Raw genomic sequence first — 17,494 nt, forward strand, 5'->3', positions numbered from 1 at the left:
GGAGAAGGGTCGGCACCGCCGAGGGCCTGGACAGCTACGGCGGTGCCGACCCTTCTCCCGCCACCTGCCCTCACCGGGTGGTGCGGAAGTCTGCGTCAACCTTCGCTAGGGCGCTCCCCTCCGCCAACGATGGCACGGGCCGCGTTGATGGCGAACCAGCCAACTGGACCTTCGACTACGTGACCCTCCTCTGCAAGCTTCTTCAGACGGGCACGAGTTGTCTCAACCCTCGCCGGGGTGGAGACGTCCTCCCCGATCGCCGCAGCGATCTCCCGGACCTTCATCGCTTGCCCCGCACTGGCCAACAAGCACCCGCCTCCGTCCCTCCTCCCACGCGAGCGGGCGCCTAGACTCCGACGGCGATTCAGTCCCTGTCTCATGCGGGGGCTTCTCAGGCGTCGGCGTTGAAGCGACTGTCGCGGCCAGCGGCTCGTGCGGGTGCCAGGGCCCATGGGAGCCTGCGAGGACTGGGGGTTCGTGGCGAAAGATTCCAGAGTTTCCCGCGTGATGATCAGCCGATGCAACCGCTCATCAGCCTCCCCGATCTGCTCACGGATTCGCCCGAGCTCCTCGTGTAGATCGGATAGGCGCTCACGCACGGCCGACTCCTCTCGGGCCAAAAGCTCGAAGTACGCGGCCACGATCAGCCTCCGAATCCCGTCCGCACCACCAGCGGGCCTGGCGACGTACCTGGGCCTCACCACACGGTAGAGATCAGAATCCCAAGATCGCACGAGCTGTTCAGCAAAGACCGCAAGCGATAACTGAAGCTCGCTCAAGGCTCACTTCATGAGAGAACCAAGTCTGGTCGAAGACCTCTTCGTTGCGCTCAGCAAGCGCTAGCAGTGGGAGCCTCGCCGCGCTGGGCCTGCCCATGTGGTGCAGGAACCACAGGTACAGCGGGACGCTGACGAGCGCGTACAACCCCAGCACCAGCCGCATCGCCCAGTCGACCGGGCCGCTGGACGTCTTCGCCATGGTCACGACGGAAGCGACCAGCGCCTGGGGCCGGTGCGTGTCCGTGAGAACCGGCCACCAATCCGGCCGGAACACCTGGCCCGACGCAAGCCGCAGCCAGGGTGGGCAATCGAGGAAGCGGAAGGTACGCAGACGGCGGGGGCCGACCCGGCCGGGGAAGCGGCCGGTCGCCCCGGACTTCGTGCGCCGCGACTTCACCGCCGAGGCACCCGACCTGGTCTGGTGCGGGGACATGACGGAGATCGAAACCGGTGAGGGCAAGCTGTACTTGGCCACGGTTGTCGACCTCTTCTCCCGGCGTCTGCTGGGCTACGCGACGGGGGCACGCCACGATGCCGAACTGGTCGTCGCTGCCCTGCACATGGCCGCGACGACCCGTGGCGCAGACGTGCGCGGCGTCATCAAACCCGACGATCACCCCAGCCCCACGACCGCCAGCTCAAGTTGACAATGCCTCTACGAGTTCAACCTGAGTACTAAATTCCGGATTTACTGCGGCGGAACCTTCACGGTGGTGGTCCGGTGACAACAATGAAATCTGGCCAGTTCCAGATAGCGCCACGAGGCGGTACATGGGGGTTGCGTCTGAGCAGCCAAGAAACCGAGGGAGGGTGGACATGAATAGGCCATACTTTAGGGCGTTGTTGCCCCACGACTCGTGTCACTGTTAGGTTCTGAATTTAAGCGCTACAGGGAGGGGGAGCGCCAGAGTGTCACGCTGGCGAGCAGATTCGAGTACTTTTGCTGATGAATTCCGTTTCGGGACGGCTTCGGTTCTGCGTTGGTTTCTGAATGCCGCCGATCCACCTAATGTCTACCTCCACGTCGGCCGACGCCGCGTGTTTTCGGTGTGATCATACCTTCCCGGATTTCGCGGATAATAATCTGCCCCGGATCCGGGGCGTACCGGAGTGTCAACTCTCAGGCCTACGCATGTCCCGCGTTCCGCCGGAACGTGCGATGTGCCGGTGCCGCTTCTCGTCACGCACAGTAGCATCCGACTATTAGCGAGGTCGATATGACAGCACCTTCCAAACCGACCCGGCTCAGGAACACCCCCTTCGTCATCAAGGAGTCGTCCGCCCAGTACGAGCGCGCGGTCGGCAGCAACCTGATGCAGGTCAGCATCACCGGACGCAAAGGCAAGAGCGTATTCCTCCCGGACGGCCGGGACGTGGTCGAGTTCGTGAACTGCTCCTATCTGGGCCTCGACCTCCACCCCCGGGTCATCGCGGCGTCGAAGTCGGTGGACGACGAGTGGGGAATGAATTTCTGCTGCGCCCGTTCGCGCTTCTCCTTCGAGCCGCAGCGACTGCTCGAAGAGGAGTTGTCGGAGCTGTACCGGGGCCGCGCCATCACCTTCCCCTCGACGACCACCGCCCACATCTCCCTGATGCCGCTGCTCGCCAGCGGTGTGCTTTTCGAGGAGGGTGCGACGCGGAAGGCGTGCCTGATCTTCGACCAGTTCGCCCACTCGTCCATGCAGTATCTGAAGCCGGTGCTGGCCGCGGAAGCGACGGTCGAGTCGGTCCCGCACAATTCGCTCGAGGACCTCAGGCGACAGGTGACCGCGGCGCGGGCACGGGGCGAGACAGCGGTGTACGTGGCCGACGGCATCTACTCGATGGGCGGGCTCTGCCCCGCCCGCGAACTCCTCGACATGGCGGAGGAACTGGACTTCTTCCTCTACGTCGACGACGCGCACGGCCTCGGCATCTTCGGGGAGCGGGGCGAGGGACAGTTCCTCAGCCAGATCAAAGGCGACGTTCCCGACCGTGTCATCCTCACTTACTCGCTCTCGAAGGGATTCGGTGCCTACGGCGGCGGCCTCCTCGTCCAGGGCGAGTGGCGGGAGCGCCTTATCCGCTCCTACGGCCAGGTCTACGCGTTCTCCGCGGCGCAGACCTTCCAGGCGGTCTACGCGTGTCGGGCCGTGGTGGAGCTGCATCACGAGGGGGCGATCGCCCCGCTACAGCGGACCCTGCGCGAGCGGGTGGCGCTGTTCGACGAACTCATGGGGCGGCCCCTGCCGTTCAGCCCCATCCGGATGGTCCCGATCGGGGACGAGGAGAACGCCCTCAAGGCCGGTGAGGAACTGCTCGACGCGGGCTACTTCGCCTCCGTCGTCTTCTTCCCCATCGTCCGGCGCAAGTCCGCACAGCTGAGGCTGTGCATCGCTGCCAACCACACGGAGGACGACATCCGCGGGGTGGCCGCCGCACTGAGGGACGTGCAGGCCAAGTACGCGACCGTCACAGACCTGGAGGGCGAGTTATGAAGCGCAAGGAACTCCATGTGGTAGTTGGGGCGGGGATCGCCGGCTGTCTCGCCGCGATCACCCGCAGCCGCGCGGGGTACGAAGTCGTCGTCCTGGAGGAGCAGCGGGCGCGCTCCGAGGGCACGTACCCCGTGTGCACTCGGACCAGCAACATCGTCAGTGAGAACCACAGCGGCGCCGAGTACCCCTTCGATCCGCAGAGCGCACGGGACTGCCTGGACGGCCGCATAGAGAATGAACGGTTCTTCCCCGAGCTGATCTACGGCGGCAAGACCTACAGCCGCATCATCGCGTCCCAGAGCATGATGGACGACGGCCACGACATCGTCGGCCAGTGCCGCGCCAACATGGACGTCATCCGCTCGCACTACGCCCAGCGGTGCGAGGAGGATCCGGTGAACGCCGTCTTCGGCGAGCCGTCGGTCATCTGCCGCGAGGTTCCGGCCGTCGAGGGCGTCAACGACGTGGCGGCCGGCTTCCTCACCCCCCAGCGGGGGATGAATCCGGTGCTCGTGTCCACCGTGCTCGACTGGGAACTGCGACAGTGCGGGGTCGACTTCCGCGAAGGCAGCAGCGTGGCATCGGTGAGCCGCCGCGCCGACGGCCGGTACGACGTGGGCTACACGGCGGCCGACGGGACCTCCCACACGCTGGTCGCCGACCAGGTCAGCCTCTGCGGCGCGACGCACGCCTTCGGGATGGCCAAGCGGCTCAACCCGGAGATCGAGTTCCCGCGGCTGTTCATGGCCCTGCGGGAGATCCTCTACGTCGACCTCCCCGACGGCACGGACAAGAACTTCACCTGCCTGAAGCTGGAGGACTCCTACGGCGGCATGCTCAGCCCGCTCAACGAGCACGTCGCGATGATCTACCACCCGCCGGCCGCGCATGTGACGAACGTCGTGATGGACCCGGACTCCTGCGAATCCCCGGCCGAGTACGCGCGCTACCTGGCCGAGGGCCACCCGGAGATGCAGGAGCGCGCCGAGCGGACACTGAACCGGCTGCGGGAGTTCTATCCGGAGCTGCGCAGGTCGAAGATCCTGGGGACTTACCTCAAGGTCGCCATCAACACGGTCTCGGACTCGCGGATGCGGCGGAACATCGGCGTCTTCGGGGTCCACCCCGGCGCCACGATGACCGTGCTGCCCAAGTGGACGATGTGCGCCGTCAACGCCAAGAAGGAACTGGCGCTGGCCCTGGAGCACTCGCGGACCGCGGGCAATGTGACGCCGGACGAGGTCCGGGAGATCCTGGCCGGCGCGACGAGGACCTGCTGGGAGACGGTGCCCGACTGGGCCCGGAAGCCGGAACTGCTGACCGCGCAGGCGAAGAAGCACGCCATCAACATGAGCGTTCCCGAGGAACTCGCCCTGAGGTTCCCGGACTTTACTTACCCCCCGGGTGCCCAGCGCGTCGCCTTCGGGTCGGCGTAGCAGCGGACGCCATCCATCCCCTCAGCACGAGAGCGAGGCCGTGACCTCGTGGAAGTGGATGAATACATGCTGAAGAAGACCATTGTGATCACGGGTGCCGGAATGGGCATCGGGGCGGCGACCGCACGGCGGCTGGCCCCCGGAAACCGGCTCATCCTGCAGTACCACACGTCGAAGACGGACGTCCTCGCCCTGCAGGAAGAACTCGCGCCGGTGAGCGCCGGGGTCGATGTCGTCGAGGCCGACCTGACCTCGGACGTGGGCTGTACGGCGCTGTTCGAGGAGATCGCAAAGCACACCGACATCCTGGACGTCCTGGTCAACAACGCGGGCGGAATGATCGAGCGGCAGTTGGTGGACAACCTGGCCTGGGACCACCTCGCCGCCACGTTCGCGCTGAACACGTTCTCGGCGATGCGGCTGACCGGTCTGTGCACCCCGCTGCTGCGCAAGGGCAGCCACCCGTGTGTCATCAACATGACCTCGATCGCCATGCGCCACGGAGCACCGACCGCGACCGCCTACGGGGCCTCCAAGGCCGCCATGGACGCCTTCACCCGGGGCGCCGCCAACGAGCTGGCCCCGCACATCCGGGTCAACGCGGTGTCGCCCGGAATCATCGACACCCGCTTCCACGAGCGCGTCACCTCCGCGGAGAAGATGAAGCAGTTCATCGAGAACACCCCGCTGAAGCGGACCGGCACGGTGGAGGACGTCGCCCGCACCGTCGAGTACCTGATCGACAGCACCTTCGTCACCGGAGAAACGATCGACTGCAACGGCGGCCTCTTCATGCGGTAGCCGTACCGCCTGCGGCGCTCGGTCTCACTTGACTGCCCCGTCACTTCATTGCGTGGTGAAAGGTCAACCCCTCATGTACAAGCGCGTTCTTGTCACGGGTGGGGCCGGCTTCATCGGGTCACACCTCTGCGAACGGCTTCTCGACGACGGCCACGAGGTCGTCTGCCTGGACAATCTCTTCACCGGGCGGCGGCGCAACATCGGTCACCTGCTGGAGCACCCCCGCTTCGAGTTCATGCGGCACGACGTCGCCGAACCCTTCCACATGGAGATCGACGAGATCTACCACCTCGCCTGCCCGGCTTCGCCCGTGCACTACCAGCGGAACCCGGTGCGCACCATCAGAACCTGTGTGGAAGGCACCCTGAACGCCCTGGAGCTGGCGCGCGAGACCGGCGCCCGGCTGTTCATCGCCTCCACCTCCGAGGTGTACGGCGACCCCGAGGTGCACCCCCAGCAGGAGGACTACTGGGGGCACGTCAACCCCATCGGCGTCCGGGCCTGCTACGACGAGGGCAAGCGCTGCGCGGAGGCGCTCGCGGTGAGCTTCGCCCGGCAGTACGGCGTGGACGTCCGGCTGGGGCGGATCTTCAACACCTACGGGCCGCGCATGCACGAGAACGACGGCCGGGTCGTGTCGAACTTCACCGTGCAGGCGCTGCGCGGCGAGCCCCTCACCATCTACGGCGACGGCAGCCAGACCAGGTCCTTCTGCTACGTCGACGACCTCGTCGAGGCCATCGTCCGCCTCATGGCCACCGACACCGACACCGGCGCCGAGCCGGTCAACCTGGGCAACCCGCAGGAGACGACCGTCGAGCGCATCGCCCGGGAGATCAAGCGGCTCACCGGTTCGTCGTCGCAGCTGGCCTTCCATCCGCTCCCCGAGGACGATCCGACACGCCGCCGCCCCGACATCTCCCGGGCCTGCGCCCTGCTCGGCTGGGAACCGAAGATCGACCTGGAGGAGGGGCTGCGCCGCACCATCGCCCACTTCGCCAGCGTGCCCGCCACCTAACTCCTCCCGGTACACCAGGGGACCTCCTGATGACGCAAAGAAACCACCCCACGACGACGAACTTCGTCGCGGACCGCCTGCGCGGCCTCGCCCAGTCCGACATCCGCCGGATGAGCCGGGCCAGCGACCAGGCCGGGGCCATCAACCTCGGCCAGGGGATCTGCGACCTGCCGACCCCGCCGGCCGTCGCCGACGCGGCCAAGGCGGCCATCGACCGCAACGAGAGCATCTACACCTACCCCGAGGGCCACCTCGCCCTGCGCCACGCCATCGCGGAGAAGGTGGCGCGCGATAACGGCATCCAGGCCCGGCCCGACGGCGAGATCGTCGTCACGGCGGGCGCGACCGGCGGATACGCCGCGGCCCTCAACGCGCTCCTCAACCCCGGCGACGGCATCCTGATCATGGAGCCGTACTACGGCTACCACGTCAACGGCGCGGTCATCGCCGGGCTCGAACCGCAGTTCCTCACCCTGGCACCACCGGAGTTCACCCTCACCGAACAGGCGCTGCGGGCTGCGCTGCGCCCCAACACCCGCGCCGTCGTGGTGTGCACGCCCTCCAACCCCAGCGGCAAGATGTTCAGCCGGGCCGAACTGGAGGCGGTCGCGCGGGTCGCCCACGAACGGGATCTGCTCGTCATCAGCGACGAGATCTACGAGTACATCCGCTACGACGGCCGCCCGCACATCTCCCCGGCCTCCGTGGGCGGCCTGTGGTCCCGCTCGGTCACCGTCATGGGGCTGTCGAAGACGTTCAGCATCACCGGCTGGCGGCTCGGCTACACCCTGGCACCCGAACCCCTGTCCCAGGCGATCGCCCTGGTCAACGACCTGTACTACGTGTGCGCGCCCAACCCCCTCCAGCACGGCGTCCTGGCGGGCTTCGCCCTGCCGCCCACGTACTTCGCCCGCATGGCCTCCGACTACCAGCGCAAACGGGACACGCTGTGCGACGCGCTGACCAAGGCCGGGATGTCGCCCATCGTCCCCGACGGCGCGTACTACGTCCTCGCCGACGTCACCGACTGGGGTTTCGCCACCGCCCGCGACGCCGCGATGGCGCTCCTGGAGGACGGCGGCGTCGCATCGGTGCCGGGCAGCGCCTTCTACCAGGGCACGACCGGCGAAGGGCTGCTGCGGTTCTGCTTCGCCAAGGACGACGACGTCCTTGAGGAGGCATGCCGGCGGATCAGCCGCTTCCGTCCCCGCACCGCCCTCGCGACAGCGGGGGAAAGCGAGTACGCGGCGACATGAACCCCTCCCGCCAAGGGCTCCTGTTCGGGGTCGCCGCCTACACCCTCTGGGGCCTGTTCCCGCTGTACTTCCGGCTCCTGGAGAGCTCCAGCACCCTGGAGATCCTCCTGCACCGGCTGGTGTGGACCCTCCCGCTGTGCCTGGTGATCACCACGGTCTCCGGAGCAGCGCGCGAACTGCGCACGCTGCTCTGGGACCGGCGGCGGGTGGTGACCCTGGCAGCGGCGGCCGGCGTGCTAGCGATCAACTCCGGCTGCTACGTCTACGCCGTCAACTCCGGCCACGTCATCGAGGCGTCGCTCGGATACTTCGTCAACCCCCTGGTCACCGTGGCCCTCGCGGTGCTTGTCCTGCGCGAGCGGCTGCGGCCCCTGCAATGGGCGGCGGTGTCCCTCGGCGTGCTGTCCGTGGCCGTCCTCACGGTCGACTACGGCCGGCCGCCGTGGATCGCGCTCATCCTGGCCGGCTCGTTCGCCCTCTACGGGCTGATCAAGAAGCAGGTGGGCGGAGACGTTGGTGCGCTCGCCGGACTGACCACCGAGTCGCTCGCCCTGGGCCCGGTGGCCGCGGCCGGCCTCGCCGTCTACGTGTCCACCGGGCACGGAACGTTCACGGACGACGCTCCGTGGCACCCGGTGCTGCTCGCCGTGGGCGGGGTGACGGTCGCGAGCCCGCTGCTGCTGTTCGCCGCCGCCGCCCGGCGGATCCCCCTCACCACGATCGGACTGCTGCAGTACCTCACTCCGGTGCTGCAACTGCTGATCGGTGTCCTGCTGTTCCACGAGACGATGCCCGCCTCACGCTGGAGCGGATTCGTCCTGATCTGGATCGCCCTCGGACTGCTGAGCGCGGACGGGCTGCGCAGGCGGTCCGCGGAGAAGGCGGCTGCCGCGACCGCGCCCGTCGCGAGGGGGCGGCAGGTCGGCTGACGTGCCCGCACCCGCCCCGAACAGTGAGACTCTGCCGAGGAGTTCTGCCATGAGGAACGCAACCGACTCCGGCGCTCCGGCGCCGCTGATACCCCCCGAGCGCCGTATCTCCGTGATCGGCACCGGATATCTCGGGGCCACCCACGCGGTCTGCATGGCCGCGCTCGGGTTCGAGACGCTGGGCATGGACGTGGACACCGAGAAGGTCACGGCTCTGTCGGCGGGACGGCTCCCGTTCTACGAACCCGGACTCGAACCGCTCCTGCGCGAGCAGCTCGCCTCGGGGCGGTTGCGGTTCACCACCTCGTACGAGGAGGTGGCCGACTTCGCCGAGGTGCACTTCTCCTGCGTGGGCACCCCGCAGCGCGCCGACGGGCCGGGCGCCGACCTGGCCTACGTGGACGCCGTCGTGGAAGGGATAGGCCCCCACCTGAGACGTCCGTGCCTGCTGGTGGGCAAGTCCACCGTGCCGGTCGGCACGGCCGAACGGCTGGCGTCCCGGCTCGCGGAGCTGGCCCCCGCCGGGCAGGACGCCGAAGTGGCCTGGAACCCGGAGTTCCTGCGCGAGGGCTTCGCGGTGCAGGACACCCTACGGCCGGACCGGCTGGTCCTCGGTGTCGCGTCGGACCGGGCCGAGCGGCTGCTGCGCGAGGTCTACACGCCGCTGCTCGACCCGCGGGACGGCTCCGAACCGGTGCCCCTGGTGGTCGCCGACCTGGCCACCGCGGAGTTGGTCAAGGTCGCGGCCAACTCGTTCCTGGCGACGAAGATCTCGTTCATCAACGCCATGGCCGAGGTGTGCGAAGTGGCCGGGGCGGACGTGACGCGGCTGGCGGAGGCGCTCTCGTACGACCCGCGAATCGGCGGCCGGTTCCTGCGCTCAGGGGTCGGCTTCGGCGGGGGCTGCCTGCCCAAGGACATCCGCGCGTTCATGGCGCGGGCCGAGGAACTGGGCGTCGGCCCGGCCGTGCGGTTCCTGCGCGAAGTGGACGAGGTCAATCTGCGGCGGCGCGCCGCAGTGGCCGACCTGGCCAGGGAACTCGTTGGCGGGGCCTTCCGGGGGCGGCGGATCGCTGTGCTCGGCGCGGCCTTCAAACCCGACTCCGACGACATCCGCGACTCGCCGGCGCTCGCGGTGGCCGACCGGGTCCAGTGCGAGGGCGCCGAGGTGACCGTCTACGACCCCAAGGCGACGGACAACGCGCGCAAGGCGTTCCCGGCGCTGGCCTTCGCCGACTCGGTCGGCAAGGCGGCCTACCGGGCCGACGCGGTACTGCACCTCACCGAGTGGGCGGAGTTCCGGGACATCGACCCCGCTGAGCTGAGCGGCACGGTGGCACGGCAGCGGATCGTCGACGGCCGCAATGCCCTGGATGCGGCCCGGTGGCGTGCCGCCGGCTGGACGTTCCGGGCACTCGGCCGCCCGTAACCACCCGGACAGGAGGCACGGTGCAGTTCATGGTCACGGGGTACGACGGCACCGACCCCGGTGCGCAGGACCGGCGGCTCGCGGTCCGCGAACGCCATCTGGAACTGGGAGCGAAACTCACCGCCGAGGGGCGGATGCTCCACGGCTCGGCGATCGTCGACGACGACGGCAGGATGATCGGCTCAGTTCTGATCCTCGACTTCCCGTCGCGTGCCGAACTGGACGCGTGGCTGGCCATCGAACCGTACGCCGTCTCGGACGTATGGCGCCGCGTCGAAATCGTCCGCGTGCGGGTCGGCGACGCCTTCCTCCGCGGAAACACATGACATGGCACTGTCGTCTCGGTGGCGGTCGGCCACGCCGAACCGGAGCAACTTCACTCCGGGCTTCATCCGCTTTGACGGACATCCGAGATCAGGGGTTCTGCACCAGGAGGATGTCCATCATGGAGAGCATGGGGAAGAAGAAGCCTCGGTCCCTGGCAGCCGCACCGCAGGCAGTTGTGTCAATCCCCTCGAACTGTGGAGACCTTCCTATGCAGCCAGCTCCTCGGTGAAGCTGGCCCAGTAGTCGTGTTCGTAGTCGATCGGGCTCTTCCAATGGCACACGCTGTGTAGCCGACGGGAGTTGTAGAAGTCGGTGCAAGACCCCCGTCAGAGCGCCCGCGCCGCCGTGCCGAGGGGCGCGAAGGAGGAACAGGTATGAGAGTCCCCTGGCTGAGCATCCACAACGCGGAGTCGGCCGACACCCTAGCGGTCTGCTTTCCGCCCGCCGGCGCCGACGGCTCGGCCTTCGCGGGCTGGCGCGAAGCCCTCCCCGAGGGCACCGCGCTCGCCGTGGTCACGCCGCCCGGCCGGGGCTCCAGGGCTGACGAACGACCCGTCACCGACATGGCGAAGTACGCGGACGCCGTGGCCGCCGCCCTCCGCGCGGTCGCCGCGCGACGGCGGCTGGTGCTGATTGGCGTCGGCCTGGGGGCGTTATCGGCGTACGAGACGTGCCGTCGTCTGCTGGACGCCGGGGTGCCGGTGGCACGGCTGTGCGCGGTTGCCGGGCGGGCGCCCGGGGAGTTCCACGGCGGCGCCGGGGCGGCGCCCGCCGACGGCGCCGGGGTCCCCACCGCCGCGCCCGGGGCCACCGACCCGGAACCGCCGGCCGGGCCCGGCCGGGCGGACGCGCCGCTGTCTCCGCTCCTCGCCGACCTGCGCCTGATCGGCGGCTACGACGGCCGCCGGGCGCCCGCGCTCGCGGTCGGCCTGCGCGCGGTGTGGGCCACCTGCGACACGCGCGTGCCGCGGGCGGCGGTACGCGCGTGGACCGACTGGAGCACCGGCGACCGCGCCGTGCTCGGCGTCGAGGGGGGCCACGACGTCCATCGAGCGTGTCCCGCAGCGGTCATCTCGGCCTGTCTGGACGACCGCGGCGCGGACGGCTCCGGCCTCGTGGGCTCCCGCGCCCCCCGCCCGAGCCGCCGCGCGGTGCTCGGGGCCGGGGCCACGGTGGCCGTCGGCACCGTGCTGTCCACGGGCGCCGGAGCGGCGGCCGCGCCTCGGGCGGGGGCCGCGTCCGCCTCCTCGGACTCCTTCGACGGTGATCCCACCGATCCGGTGGCGCTCGCCGTCGCGATGATCCGGCAGAACACCGCCAACCCCGGTGACGGCGCGGTCACCCTGCCCTACGCCAGCATGCTCCAGGGCGTCTTCGAGGCGGCCGGCGTCCCCACCGAGATGGTGCCGACGCCGAAGGAGGACAACGTCCACTTCTTCGCGCGTGTCCCCGGCAGTGGTCCCGCGCAGAAGAAGCCGCTGCTCTTCCTGGGGCACAGTGACGTGGTGCCCGCCATCGGGGACGCCTGGACCGTGGAGCCGTTCGCCGGACACATCGAGGACGGCAAGCTGTACGGCCGGGGCGCGCTCGACATGAAGGGCGTCAACGCGGCCTTCGCCGCGGCTCTGCTGCGCCATGTGCGGGAAGGGGCGCGCTTCGACCGCGAGATCGTCTTCTGGTCCGACTGCGACGAGGAGCAGGGGCCCCACGGGGTGCGCTGGTTCCTCAGCGAGCACCCGGACAAGGTCGACCCCGGTGTGGTCCTCACCGAGGGCGGCTGGCTGCTCAACCAGCGCGACGGCACCACCCCCATGATCGCCTCGCTCACCTGCAACGACCGGCGCTTCATGGGGCTGCGGCTGGAGGCCACCTCGTACGCCACCCACACCTCCAAGCCGTTCGCCGGGCAGGCCGTCATCCGGCTGGGTAAGGCGCTGGAGCGGCTGGGCGCCTGGCGCGCGCACATCCGTCCCAACGCGCTGTCACGCCAGTACTTCGCCGAACTCGCCCAGGCCACCACCGACCCGGTCTTCGCCTCGGCCGTCCGCCGGATGCTCGACGCCCGGACCGAGCGGGAACGGGACCGGGCCGGCGACGACGTGATCCGGCTCAGCCGGACCCCGGAACTGCACAACGCCATGCTGCGCACCACCGCCGCCTTCACCGCGACCAGCGCGGGCTACTACATCAGCATCGTGCCGGGAACCGCCACCGCCGACTTCCGGGTCGCGTTCCACCCCGGGGGCGGCGACGACCCCGGCCGCGTCGTCGCCGAGCTGCGCACGCTCCTCGGGGAGGGGGCCACGCTGCGGGTGGTCGGCAATCCGGGAGAGACCGAACAGCAGACGCTGGACCGGGCCCGCTACTACCTCTCCATCCCGGACTCCACCACCGACACGGACGTCTTCCGCGCCTGGGAGGAGGCCGTACGGGAGAGCCACCCGGGCGTACGGGCATCCGCTTGCCAGTTCGAGGCGGTCACGAGCGCGGTACCGTTCCGCGAGCGCGGCATCCCCGTGTACGGCATCTATCCGTTCGCGGCCAACCGGGACATGCTCAAGCGCATGCACGGCACGGACGAGCACATCGGCGTCGCCGCCCTGCGGCAAGGCACCGAAACGATCTACCAGCTCCTCGCGCGGCTGCGCGTCCGGAGCTGACGGCCGCTCGTCGCGCATGCTGACGACGTCTGGGGAACGATCTTCACCGGCTTGGGAAAAGATCTTCAAGGTGCCGAATCGCCCCAGGTCACCCCTACTCGTGAACAACCCACAACACGGCGGTTCATGAGATCCCGGTCGGACGGTCATCGTCCCGGCCGGGATCTTTGTGTGTCCGGGCGCGGATCGAGGGGCTTGTGGCCGGGGTGGTGGGCCGGGAGCGTGTTGCCGGGCGGCGGTCCGGGCCGGTTGGGGGCGTACGTATGGGCCGGCTCCGCCCCGGTCGGTGACCGCGCGGGCGGGGAATTCGACAAGTCTCGTACTGGGGAACGAAATTCATGAAGTAATGGCCCCAAGAAGCCGTTGTATTCGCCCACTTGGGTGACGCGGACTCACGGAATTTCTCCACGGGCCACTACTGTGCCGGAACATGACCTCTGCCAACACCGCGTCGGGCCGCGCCCACTATGCGTCTTTGCTGGGCACCCTCTCGGTGATTCCCTGGACCAGTGATCCCTCCAACAGCGAGCGCAACGCGCCTTTTCTGCTTGCCTATTCGCTCGGTGACGGCCGTGGCGGTCCTGAGGCCGGGGAGGAGGCGATGCGCGCGGTCCTCCAGGAGGTCGGGCTGGATCCCGGTGGTGATCTGATCGATGTCGCGGACGCGCCCCATGTCTCGATCAAGCTGTTGGTGGAGGCCGGGCGGGCCGTTCTGACGATGCCCTATCTGAACGCGCAATGCCCTGTCCCACCGGAATGGGAGCAGGACGCGCGCCGGCACGGACAGGTCTATTTCCTGGTCGCCACCCGTCCCTGGGCGGACGGTACGCCGGGCAGGCCGATGACCGAGGAGCGGCTGCGCGCCTTTGTCGGAGACGCGGACACGCTCGCGGGCGCCGCGCACTGTCTCGTACCGATCAGCAGTCTGCGCGGCTGAGGCGCGTCATGGCGACCGTACTGGCCCGTGGCCAGGGCTCAGAGGCCGAGGAGACGGCCGGCGGCGCGGACGAGGCATGGGGTGGCACCCGGGCGTTCGCGCTGCTGCTGGTGGTCACCGGCGCCGCCGGCCTGCTGGCCGCGTGGGTCATCACCCTGGACAAGTTCAAGCTGCTCGAGGACCCGGACTTCACACCGGGATGCAGCCTCAATCCCGTGGTGTCCTGCGGCAACATCATGAAGAGCGAGCAGGCCTCGGTCTTCGGCTTCCCGAATCCGATGCTGGGACTGGCCGCCTACGCCGTGGTGATCGCCGTCGGTGTGGGGCTGCTGGCCGGGGCACGCCACCGGCGCTGGTTCTGGCTCGGGCTGAACGCGGGCACGCTCTTCGGCGTCGGGTTCTGCACCTGGCTCCAGTACCAGTCCCTGTACAGCGTCAACGCGCTCTGCCTCTGGTGCTGTCTGGCCTGGATCGCCACCATCGTGATGTTCTGCTACGTCACCGTGCACAACATCGAGCACCGGATCCTGCCCGCGCCCACCGGTCTGCGGGGTGTGCTGGGCGAGTTCCACTGGGCGCCGCCGGTGCTGTGGATCGGCGTCATCGGGATGCTCGTCCTGACCCGCTGGTGGGACTTCTGGACGAGCTGAGCGCGGAGTCCGGGCCCTCGCGGGCCCGGCGGCATCCGGCGGCAAGGTCCGGCGAGGGGCGGCCCTAAGGGCTGTCCCGTAATCCATGGTGGGCGCCAGCGATTACGGGACAGCCCTCAGGACGGAGGGTCTACGGAGTCACTTGCCGAGCGAGAGCCCGCCGAGCAGTTTGCCCGCGCCCGCGATCGCGCCGGCTCCCTTGTCCGTCGCCTTGGCGGCACCCTTGCCCTTGCCCGCCCCCTTGCCCTTGCCGGCGCCCTTCCCCTTGTTCTTCTTGTTCAGCCCGTCCGTGGTCTTCTTCACCGCGTTGATGACCGAGCCCTCGTTCTCCGTGTCCAGCGCGTTGGTCTTGAGCGGCGATCCGTCACGCAGTCCGTTGCCGGCCACGGCGTCCAGAGCGCCGTTCAGGCTGGACGGCGTGAGCGGGGCGTCGGCGGCGAAGGCCGGGGCGGCGGCGGCCAGGGCCATGACGGAACCGGCGACGACCGCGGCGATCTTCATGGGCTTCATATCGGGAATCCTTCTCTCGGCGGTGTCGGATGACGGAACAACTCTCATTTCACACAGGCCTCTTGGGAGTTTTCCCGAGGCGGCCTCGTCATGAGTAACGATTCCTCGGCGCGGCGGAAACTCCGTCCGGTGCGAATTCTGGGCGGGCCACCCGAATGAAGGGGACCCGGCCGTTCCTCGTATCGAATGCGCCTCCGCGTCGTTGAGGGCGAAGATCCCGGTGCGGGCCCTTCCCCGGGTGCGGGTCCTCCGGGACGGATCGCCCGGAAAGCAGAAGAGCCGCTCCGTCCCCGAGGGGACGAGCGGCTCTCGTGTGTGACGTCTTGGACGGACGGTGAATCCGGTCAGTTGTTGACGCAGACGTTCCCGAAGGCCGGGTTGAGCACACCGATGACGTCAATGGTGTTGCCGCAGAGGTTCACGGGCAGGTGGATCGGAATCTGGATGGCGTTGCCGGACAGAACGCCCGGGGAGCCGACAGCCGCGGCCTGCGCGTCGGCGTCGGCGAAGGCGACGCCGGAGGTGCCGACGACAGCGGCGGCAGCCGCGGTGGAGAGAACAACAGCCTTGGCGATACGCGACATGGAGAAGCGCTCCTCGGTCGTAATGAGATGACATAAACGCCGAGCGCGTTTGCCCGACTTATGCATCAACGCCTGACTGGGCCATCGGTTGCGCACCCGAAGGAGTGACGTTCCCCCAGGAGTGCGCCCGGGTCCGGTGCCCGAGGCGTACCCCGGCGACCGTACCCCGGAGTGTTCTTGTACGGTCAGCACCTTTCAGCGCGTCTGACGTGATTTTCACTCCGCCCTCTGTAAAGGTGCCTTCTTGTTTCGGTCTTCGAGACGGAGAGCGCATATGCGGAATTCTGCGGTTCTTGCTGTGAGACGTGGCTGGGTGTGCGGCCTGCTCTTTCTCGCGGTGTCGGCGGTGGCCTTTTCCGCCCCACCCGTGACCGGGGCCGGGGCGGGCGAGGAATCCCGCATTCCCTTCGAGCGGCGCTATCACGCGGTGCAGCACGGAGGGATCGCGCGGGCGGCCAATTCGGCCGTCTCCTGCCGGACCGTGACGGCGAGAACCCCGCGGTCCTGTGTGTCCGCCCGTGCCGGTGCCGCCGCGGCCAATCAGCGCTTCGAGATGTTCTACGCGGATGTCGACAAGGACCGGAACACCTACAACTCCACCCGGGCCGGGCTGCGGCTGCCCGCGGGCTCCCGGGTCAGTTACGCGCGGCTGTACTGGGGCGGGAATCTGCTGGTCGGAGAGCAGAAGCCGGCCGGGGACAGCGGTCAGGTGCTGTTCGCGGAACCGGGCGGGCAGTACAAGTGGGTGCACGCGGACTCGCTGATCGGGCACCGTACGGGCGACGGCGCGGACGCCTTCCAGGCATCGGCGGACGTGACTCCGATCGTCAGGAACAGCGGTCCCGGGATGTACACCGTGGCGCAGATCAATGTGGCCATGGGGCGTTCCGAGGTCGGTGCCTGGGGCGGCTGGAGCCTGGTCGTCGCCTATGAGAAGGACGATGCCCCGCTGCGTCATCTCTCGCTCTGGGACGGATTCGAATCGGTCGGCACGGACGGTGGGCACCGGGCGCGCACCCAGGTCCGGGCGCGCACCCAGGTCGACGTCGGCCCCCTGCGTGTGCCGGCGCGCGCGGCCGGACGGCTGGGAGTCGTCGCGTACGACGGGGACCGCGGAGTCCGCGGTGACTCGCTGACCGCGCAAACCGATCGCGGCAAGCGGGTGACGCTCTCCAACAAATCTAATCCATCAGATGATGTGATGAATTCCAGTATTGCGGAGTTCGGTGCGTCGGTGATGAAAAGACAACCCTCTTATGCGAACACTCTTGGCTATGACGCGGACGTGTTCGACCTGCGTGGTGCTTTTGTCTCTGGCGGTGATCGGCTTAGCGTTCGATTCAGCAGTAAGCGTGACTCCGTCTGGCTGGGTGCGTTTTTCGTAGAGGCGGATGCGCGGAGTTGACGCCGGGCGACTCCAGCCCGCTCCAGAGTTCGCTTTTCTCAGTGACGAGTGGAAAGAGTTGCGCGTGCAGGCACAACGGCGCCGTTCCGGGACCGGCTTCACAGCACTCCATCTCGTTCAGCCGGTCGACGGCGGAGTGGCCCGTGTGGTCCTCGACCTGGTCGGCGCCCAGGTGGGCGCGGGAGTCCGCGTCGCCGTCGCCTGTCCGGCGCAGGGCCCGCTCGCCGAGGCGGCGGCCCGCCGGGGCGCCGAGGTCCATGTCTGGCGGGCCGGCCGCAGTCCCGGGCCGGGACTGC

16 protein-coding genes and 1 pseudogene are annotated in these 17,494 nt (G+C 68.7%); 14 read left to right on the forward strand and 3 right to left on the reverse strand.

Annotated features, from left to right (window positions below):
- Positions 1-741: 741 nt before the first annotated feature.
- A complete protein-coding gene (locus BFF77_RS35730) occupies positions 742-1,212 on the reverse strand; it encodes a hypothetical protein (protein WP_066951852.1) in 471 nt (156 codons plus the stop codon).
- Between BFF77_RS35730 and BFF77_RS35735 the strand changes: the two genes are divergently transcribed.
- The 12 genes from BFF77_RS35735 to BFF77_RS20220 all read left to right on the forward strand — a co-directional run bounded on the left by BFF77_RS35735 (position 1,211) and on the right by BFF77_RS20220 (position 14,699).
- On the forward strand, positions 1,211-1,426 hold the full coding sequence (locus BFF77_RS35735) for a DDE-type integrase/transposase/recombinase (RefSeq protein ID WP_169922691.1): 216 nt from the start codon (positions 1,211-1,213) through the stop codon (positions 1,424-1,426). The two genes, BFF77_RS35730 and BFF77_RS35735, sit on opposite strands and share 2 nt — an antisense overlap.
- A 570-nt stretch (positions 1,427-1,996) precedes the next feature.
- Positions 1,997-3,256, forward strand: a complete 1,260-nt coding sequence (locus BFF77_RS20170; protein ID WP_066951854.1) for an aminotransferase class I/II-fold pyridoxal phosphate-dependent enzyme — start codon at positions 1,997-1,999, stop codon at positions 3,254-3,256.
- Complete coding sequence (locus BFF77_RS20175; protein ID WP_066951857.1) at positions 3,253-4,692, forward strand: FAD-dependent oxidoreductase; 1,440 nt, start codon at positions 3,253-3,255, stop codon at positions 4,690-4,692. The genes BFF77_RS20170 and BFF77_RS20175 overlap by 4 nt, the downstream gene beginning before the upstream one ends.
- Positions 4,693-4,758: 66 nt before the next feature.
- Positions 4,759-5,493, forward strand: a complete 735-nt coding sequence (locus tag BFF77_RS20180) for an SDR family NAD(P)-dependent oxidoreductase (protein WP_066951859.1) — start codon at positions 4,759-4,761, stop codon at positions 5,491-5,493.
- Positions 5,494-5,566: 73 nt separating this feature from the next.
- Positions 5,567-6,511, forward strand: coding sequence for a UDP-glucuronic acid decarboxylase family protein (locus BFF77_RS20185; RefSeq protein ID WP_066951862.1), 945 nt, complete (start codon positions 5,567-5,569; stop codon positions 6,509-6,511).
- 29 nt (positions 6,512-6,540) lie between these two features.
- Complete coding sequence (locus BFF77_RS20190) at positions 6,541-7,767, forward strand: pyridoxal phosphate-dependent aminotransferase (protein WP_066951865.1); 1,227 nt, start codon at positions 6,541-6,543, stop codon at positions 7,765-7,767.
- Positions 7,764-8,696, forward strand: a complete 933-nt coding sequence (gene rarD, locus BFF77_RS20195; protein WP_066951868.1) for an EamA family transporter RarD — start codon at positions 7,764-7,766, stop codon at positions 8,694-8,696. The genes BFF77_RS20190 and rarD overlap by 4 nt, the downstream gene beginning before the upstream one ends.
- 49 nt (positions 8,697-8,745) lie before the next feature.
- Positions 8,746-10,125: a UDP-glucose dehydrogenase family protein gene (locus BFF77_RS20200; RefSeq protein ID WP_211280281.1), complete on the forward strand. Its 1,380-nt coding sequence runs from the start codon at positions 8,746-8,748 to the stop codon at positions 10,123-10,125.
- Positions 10,126-10,154: 29 nt separating this feature from the next.
- Positions 10,155-10,451 carry a YciI family protein gene (locus BFF77_RS20205; RefSeq protein WP_245703606.1) on the forward strand — a complete coding sequence of 99 codons (297 nt, stop codon included), beginning with the start codon at positions 10,155-10,157 and terminating at the stop codon, positions 10,449-10,451.
- A 375-nt stretch (positions 10,452-10,826) separates the two neighbouring features.
- A complete protein-coding gene (locus BFF77_RS20210) occupies positions 10,827-13,112 on the forward strand; it encodes a M20/M25/M40 family metallo-hydrolase (protein ID WP_079125324.1) in 2,286 nt (761 codons plus the stop codon).
- Between the two features lie 430 nt (positions 13,113-13,542).
- Positions 13,543-14,049: a DUF5949 family protein gene (locus tag BFF77_RS20215; protein ID WP_066951874.1), complete on the forward strand. Its 507-nt coding sequence runs from the start codon at positions 13,543-13,545 to the stop codon at positions 14,047-14,049.
- Between the two features lie 8 nt (positions 14,050-14,057).
- The gene (locus BFF77_RS20220) at positions 14,058-14,699 is read left to right on the forward strand and encodes a vitamin K epoxide reductase family protein (protein WP_066951877.1); all 642 of its coding nucleotides are present in this window, start codon (positions 14,058-14,060) and stop codon (positions 14,697-14,699) included.
- Between the two features lie 138 nt (positions 14,700-14,837).
- On the opposite strand, the gene BFF77_RS20225 is transcribed toward BFF77_RS20220, so the two are convergent.
- Entirely contained in the window at positions 14,838-15,209 is a 372-nt protein-coding gene (locus tag BFF77_RS20225) for a hypothetical protein (RefSeq protein WP_066951880.1), read from the reverse strand.
- A 344-nt stretch (positions 15,210-15,553) separates the two neighbouring features.
- Complete coding sequence (locus BFF77_RS20230) at positions 15,554-15,793, reverse strand: chaplin (RefSeq protein WP_066951883.1); 240 nt, start codon at positions 15,791-15,793, stop codon at positions 15,554-15,556.
- 298 nt (positions 15,794-16,091) lie between these two features.
- On the opposite strand from BFF77_RS20230, the gene BFF77_RS20235 reads away from it, so the two are divergent.
- Together BFF77_RS20235 and BFF77_RS20240 are read left to right on the forward strand one after the other, a co-directional pair.
- The gene (locus BFF77_RS20235; RefSeq protein ID WP_342671245.1) at positions 16,092-17,198 is read left to right on the forward strand and encodes a DUF3344 domain-containing protein; all 1,107 of its coding nucleotides are present in this window, start codon (positions 16,092-16,094) and stop codon (positions 17,196-17,198) included.
- Positions 17,199-17,262: 64 nt separating this feature from the next.
- Positions 17,263-17,494, forward strand: a pseudogene (locus BFF77_RS20240) (glycosyltransferase family 4 protein); the annotation flags it as partial.

Origin of the sequence: Streptomyces lushanensis (assembly GCF_001700515.1) — a bacterium.
GTDB lineage: Bacteria > Actinomycetota > Actinomycetes > Streptomycetales > Streptomycetaceae > Streptomyces > Streptomyces lushanensis.

What these genes read in the sequence shown, in the direction of transcription:
- BFF77_RS20170 (WP_066951854.1), top strand. Translation starts at nt 1,997, where the DNA reads ATGACAGCACCTTCCAAACCGACCCGGCTCAGGAACACCCCCTTCGTC.
- BFF77_RS20175 (WP_066951857.1), top strand. Translation starts at nt 3,253, where the DNA reads ATGAAGCGCAAGGAACTCCATGTGGTAGTTGGGGCGGGGATCGCCGGC.
- BFF77_RS20185 (WP_066951862.1), top strand. Translation starts at nt 5,567, where the DNA reads ATGTACAAGCGCGTTCTTGTCACGGGTGGGGCCGGCTTCATCGGGTCA.
- BFF77_RS20215 (WP_066951874.1), top strand. Translation starts at nt 13,543, where the DNA reads ATGACCTCTGCCAACACCGCGTCGGGCCGCGCCCACTATGCGTCTTTG.
- BFF77_RS35735 (WP_169922691.1), top strand. Translation starts at nt 1,211, where the DNA reads ATGACGGAGATCGAAACCGGTGAGGGCAAGCTGTACTTGGCCACGGTT.
- BFF77_RS20210 (WP_079125324.1), top strand. Translation starts at nt 10,827, where the DNA reads ATGAGAGTCCCCTGGCTGAGCATCCACAACGCGGAGTCGGCCGACACC.
- BFF77_RS20200 (WP_211280281.1), top strand. Translation starts at nt 8,746, where the DNA reads ATGAGGAACGCAACCGACTCCGGCGCTCCGGCGCCGCTGATACCCCCC.
- BFF77_RS35730 (WP_066951852.1), bottom strand. Translation starts at nt 1,212, where the DNA reads ATGTCCCCGCACCAGACCAGGTCGGGTGCCTCGGCGGTGAAGTCGCGG.
- BFF77_RS20190 (WP_066951865.1), top strand. Translation starts at nt 6,541, where the DNA reads ATGACGCAAAGAAACCACCCCACGACGACGAACTTCGTCGCGGACCGC.
- BFF77_RS20205 (WP_245703606.1), top strand. Translation starts at nt 10,155, where the DNA reads ATGGTCACGGGGTACGACGGCACCGACCCCGGTGCGCAGGACCGGCGG.
- BFF77_RS20180 (WP_066951859.1), top strand. Translation starts at nt 4,759, where the DNA reads ATGCTGAAGAAGACCATTGTGATCACGGGTGCCGGAATGGGCATCGGG.
- rarD (WP_066951868.1), top strand. Translation starts at nt 7,764, where the DNA reads ATGAACCCCTCCCGCCAAGGGCTCCTGTTCGGGGTCGCCGCCTACACC.
- BFF77_RS20225 (WP_066951880.1), bottom strand. Translation starts at nt 15,209, where the DNA reads ATGAAGCCCATGAAGATCGCCGCGGTCGTCGCCGGTTCCGTCATGGCC.
- BFF77_RS20220 (WP_066951877.1), top strand. Translation starts at nt 14,058, where the DNA reads ATGGCGACCGTACTGGCCCGTGGCCAGGGCTCAGAGGCCGAGGAGACG.
- BFF77_RS20230 (WP_066951883.1), bottom strand. Translation starts at nt 15,793, where the DNA reads ATGTCGCGTATCGCCAAGGCTGTTGTTCTCTCCACCGCGGCTGCCGCC.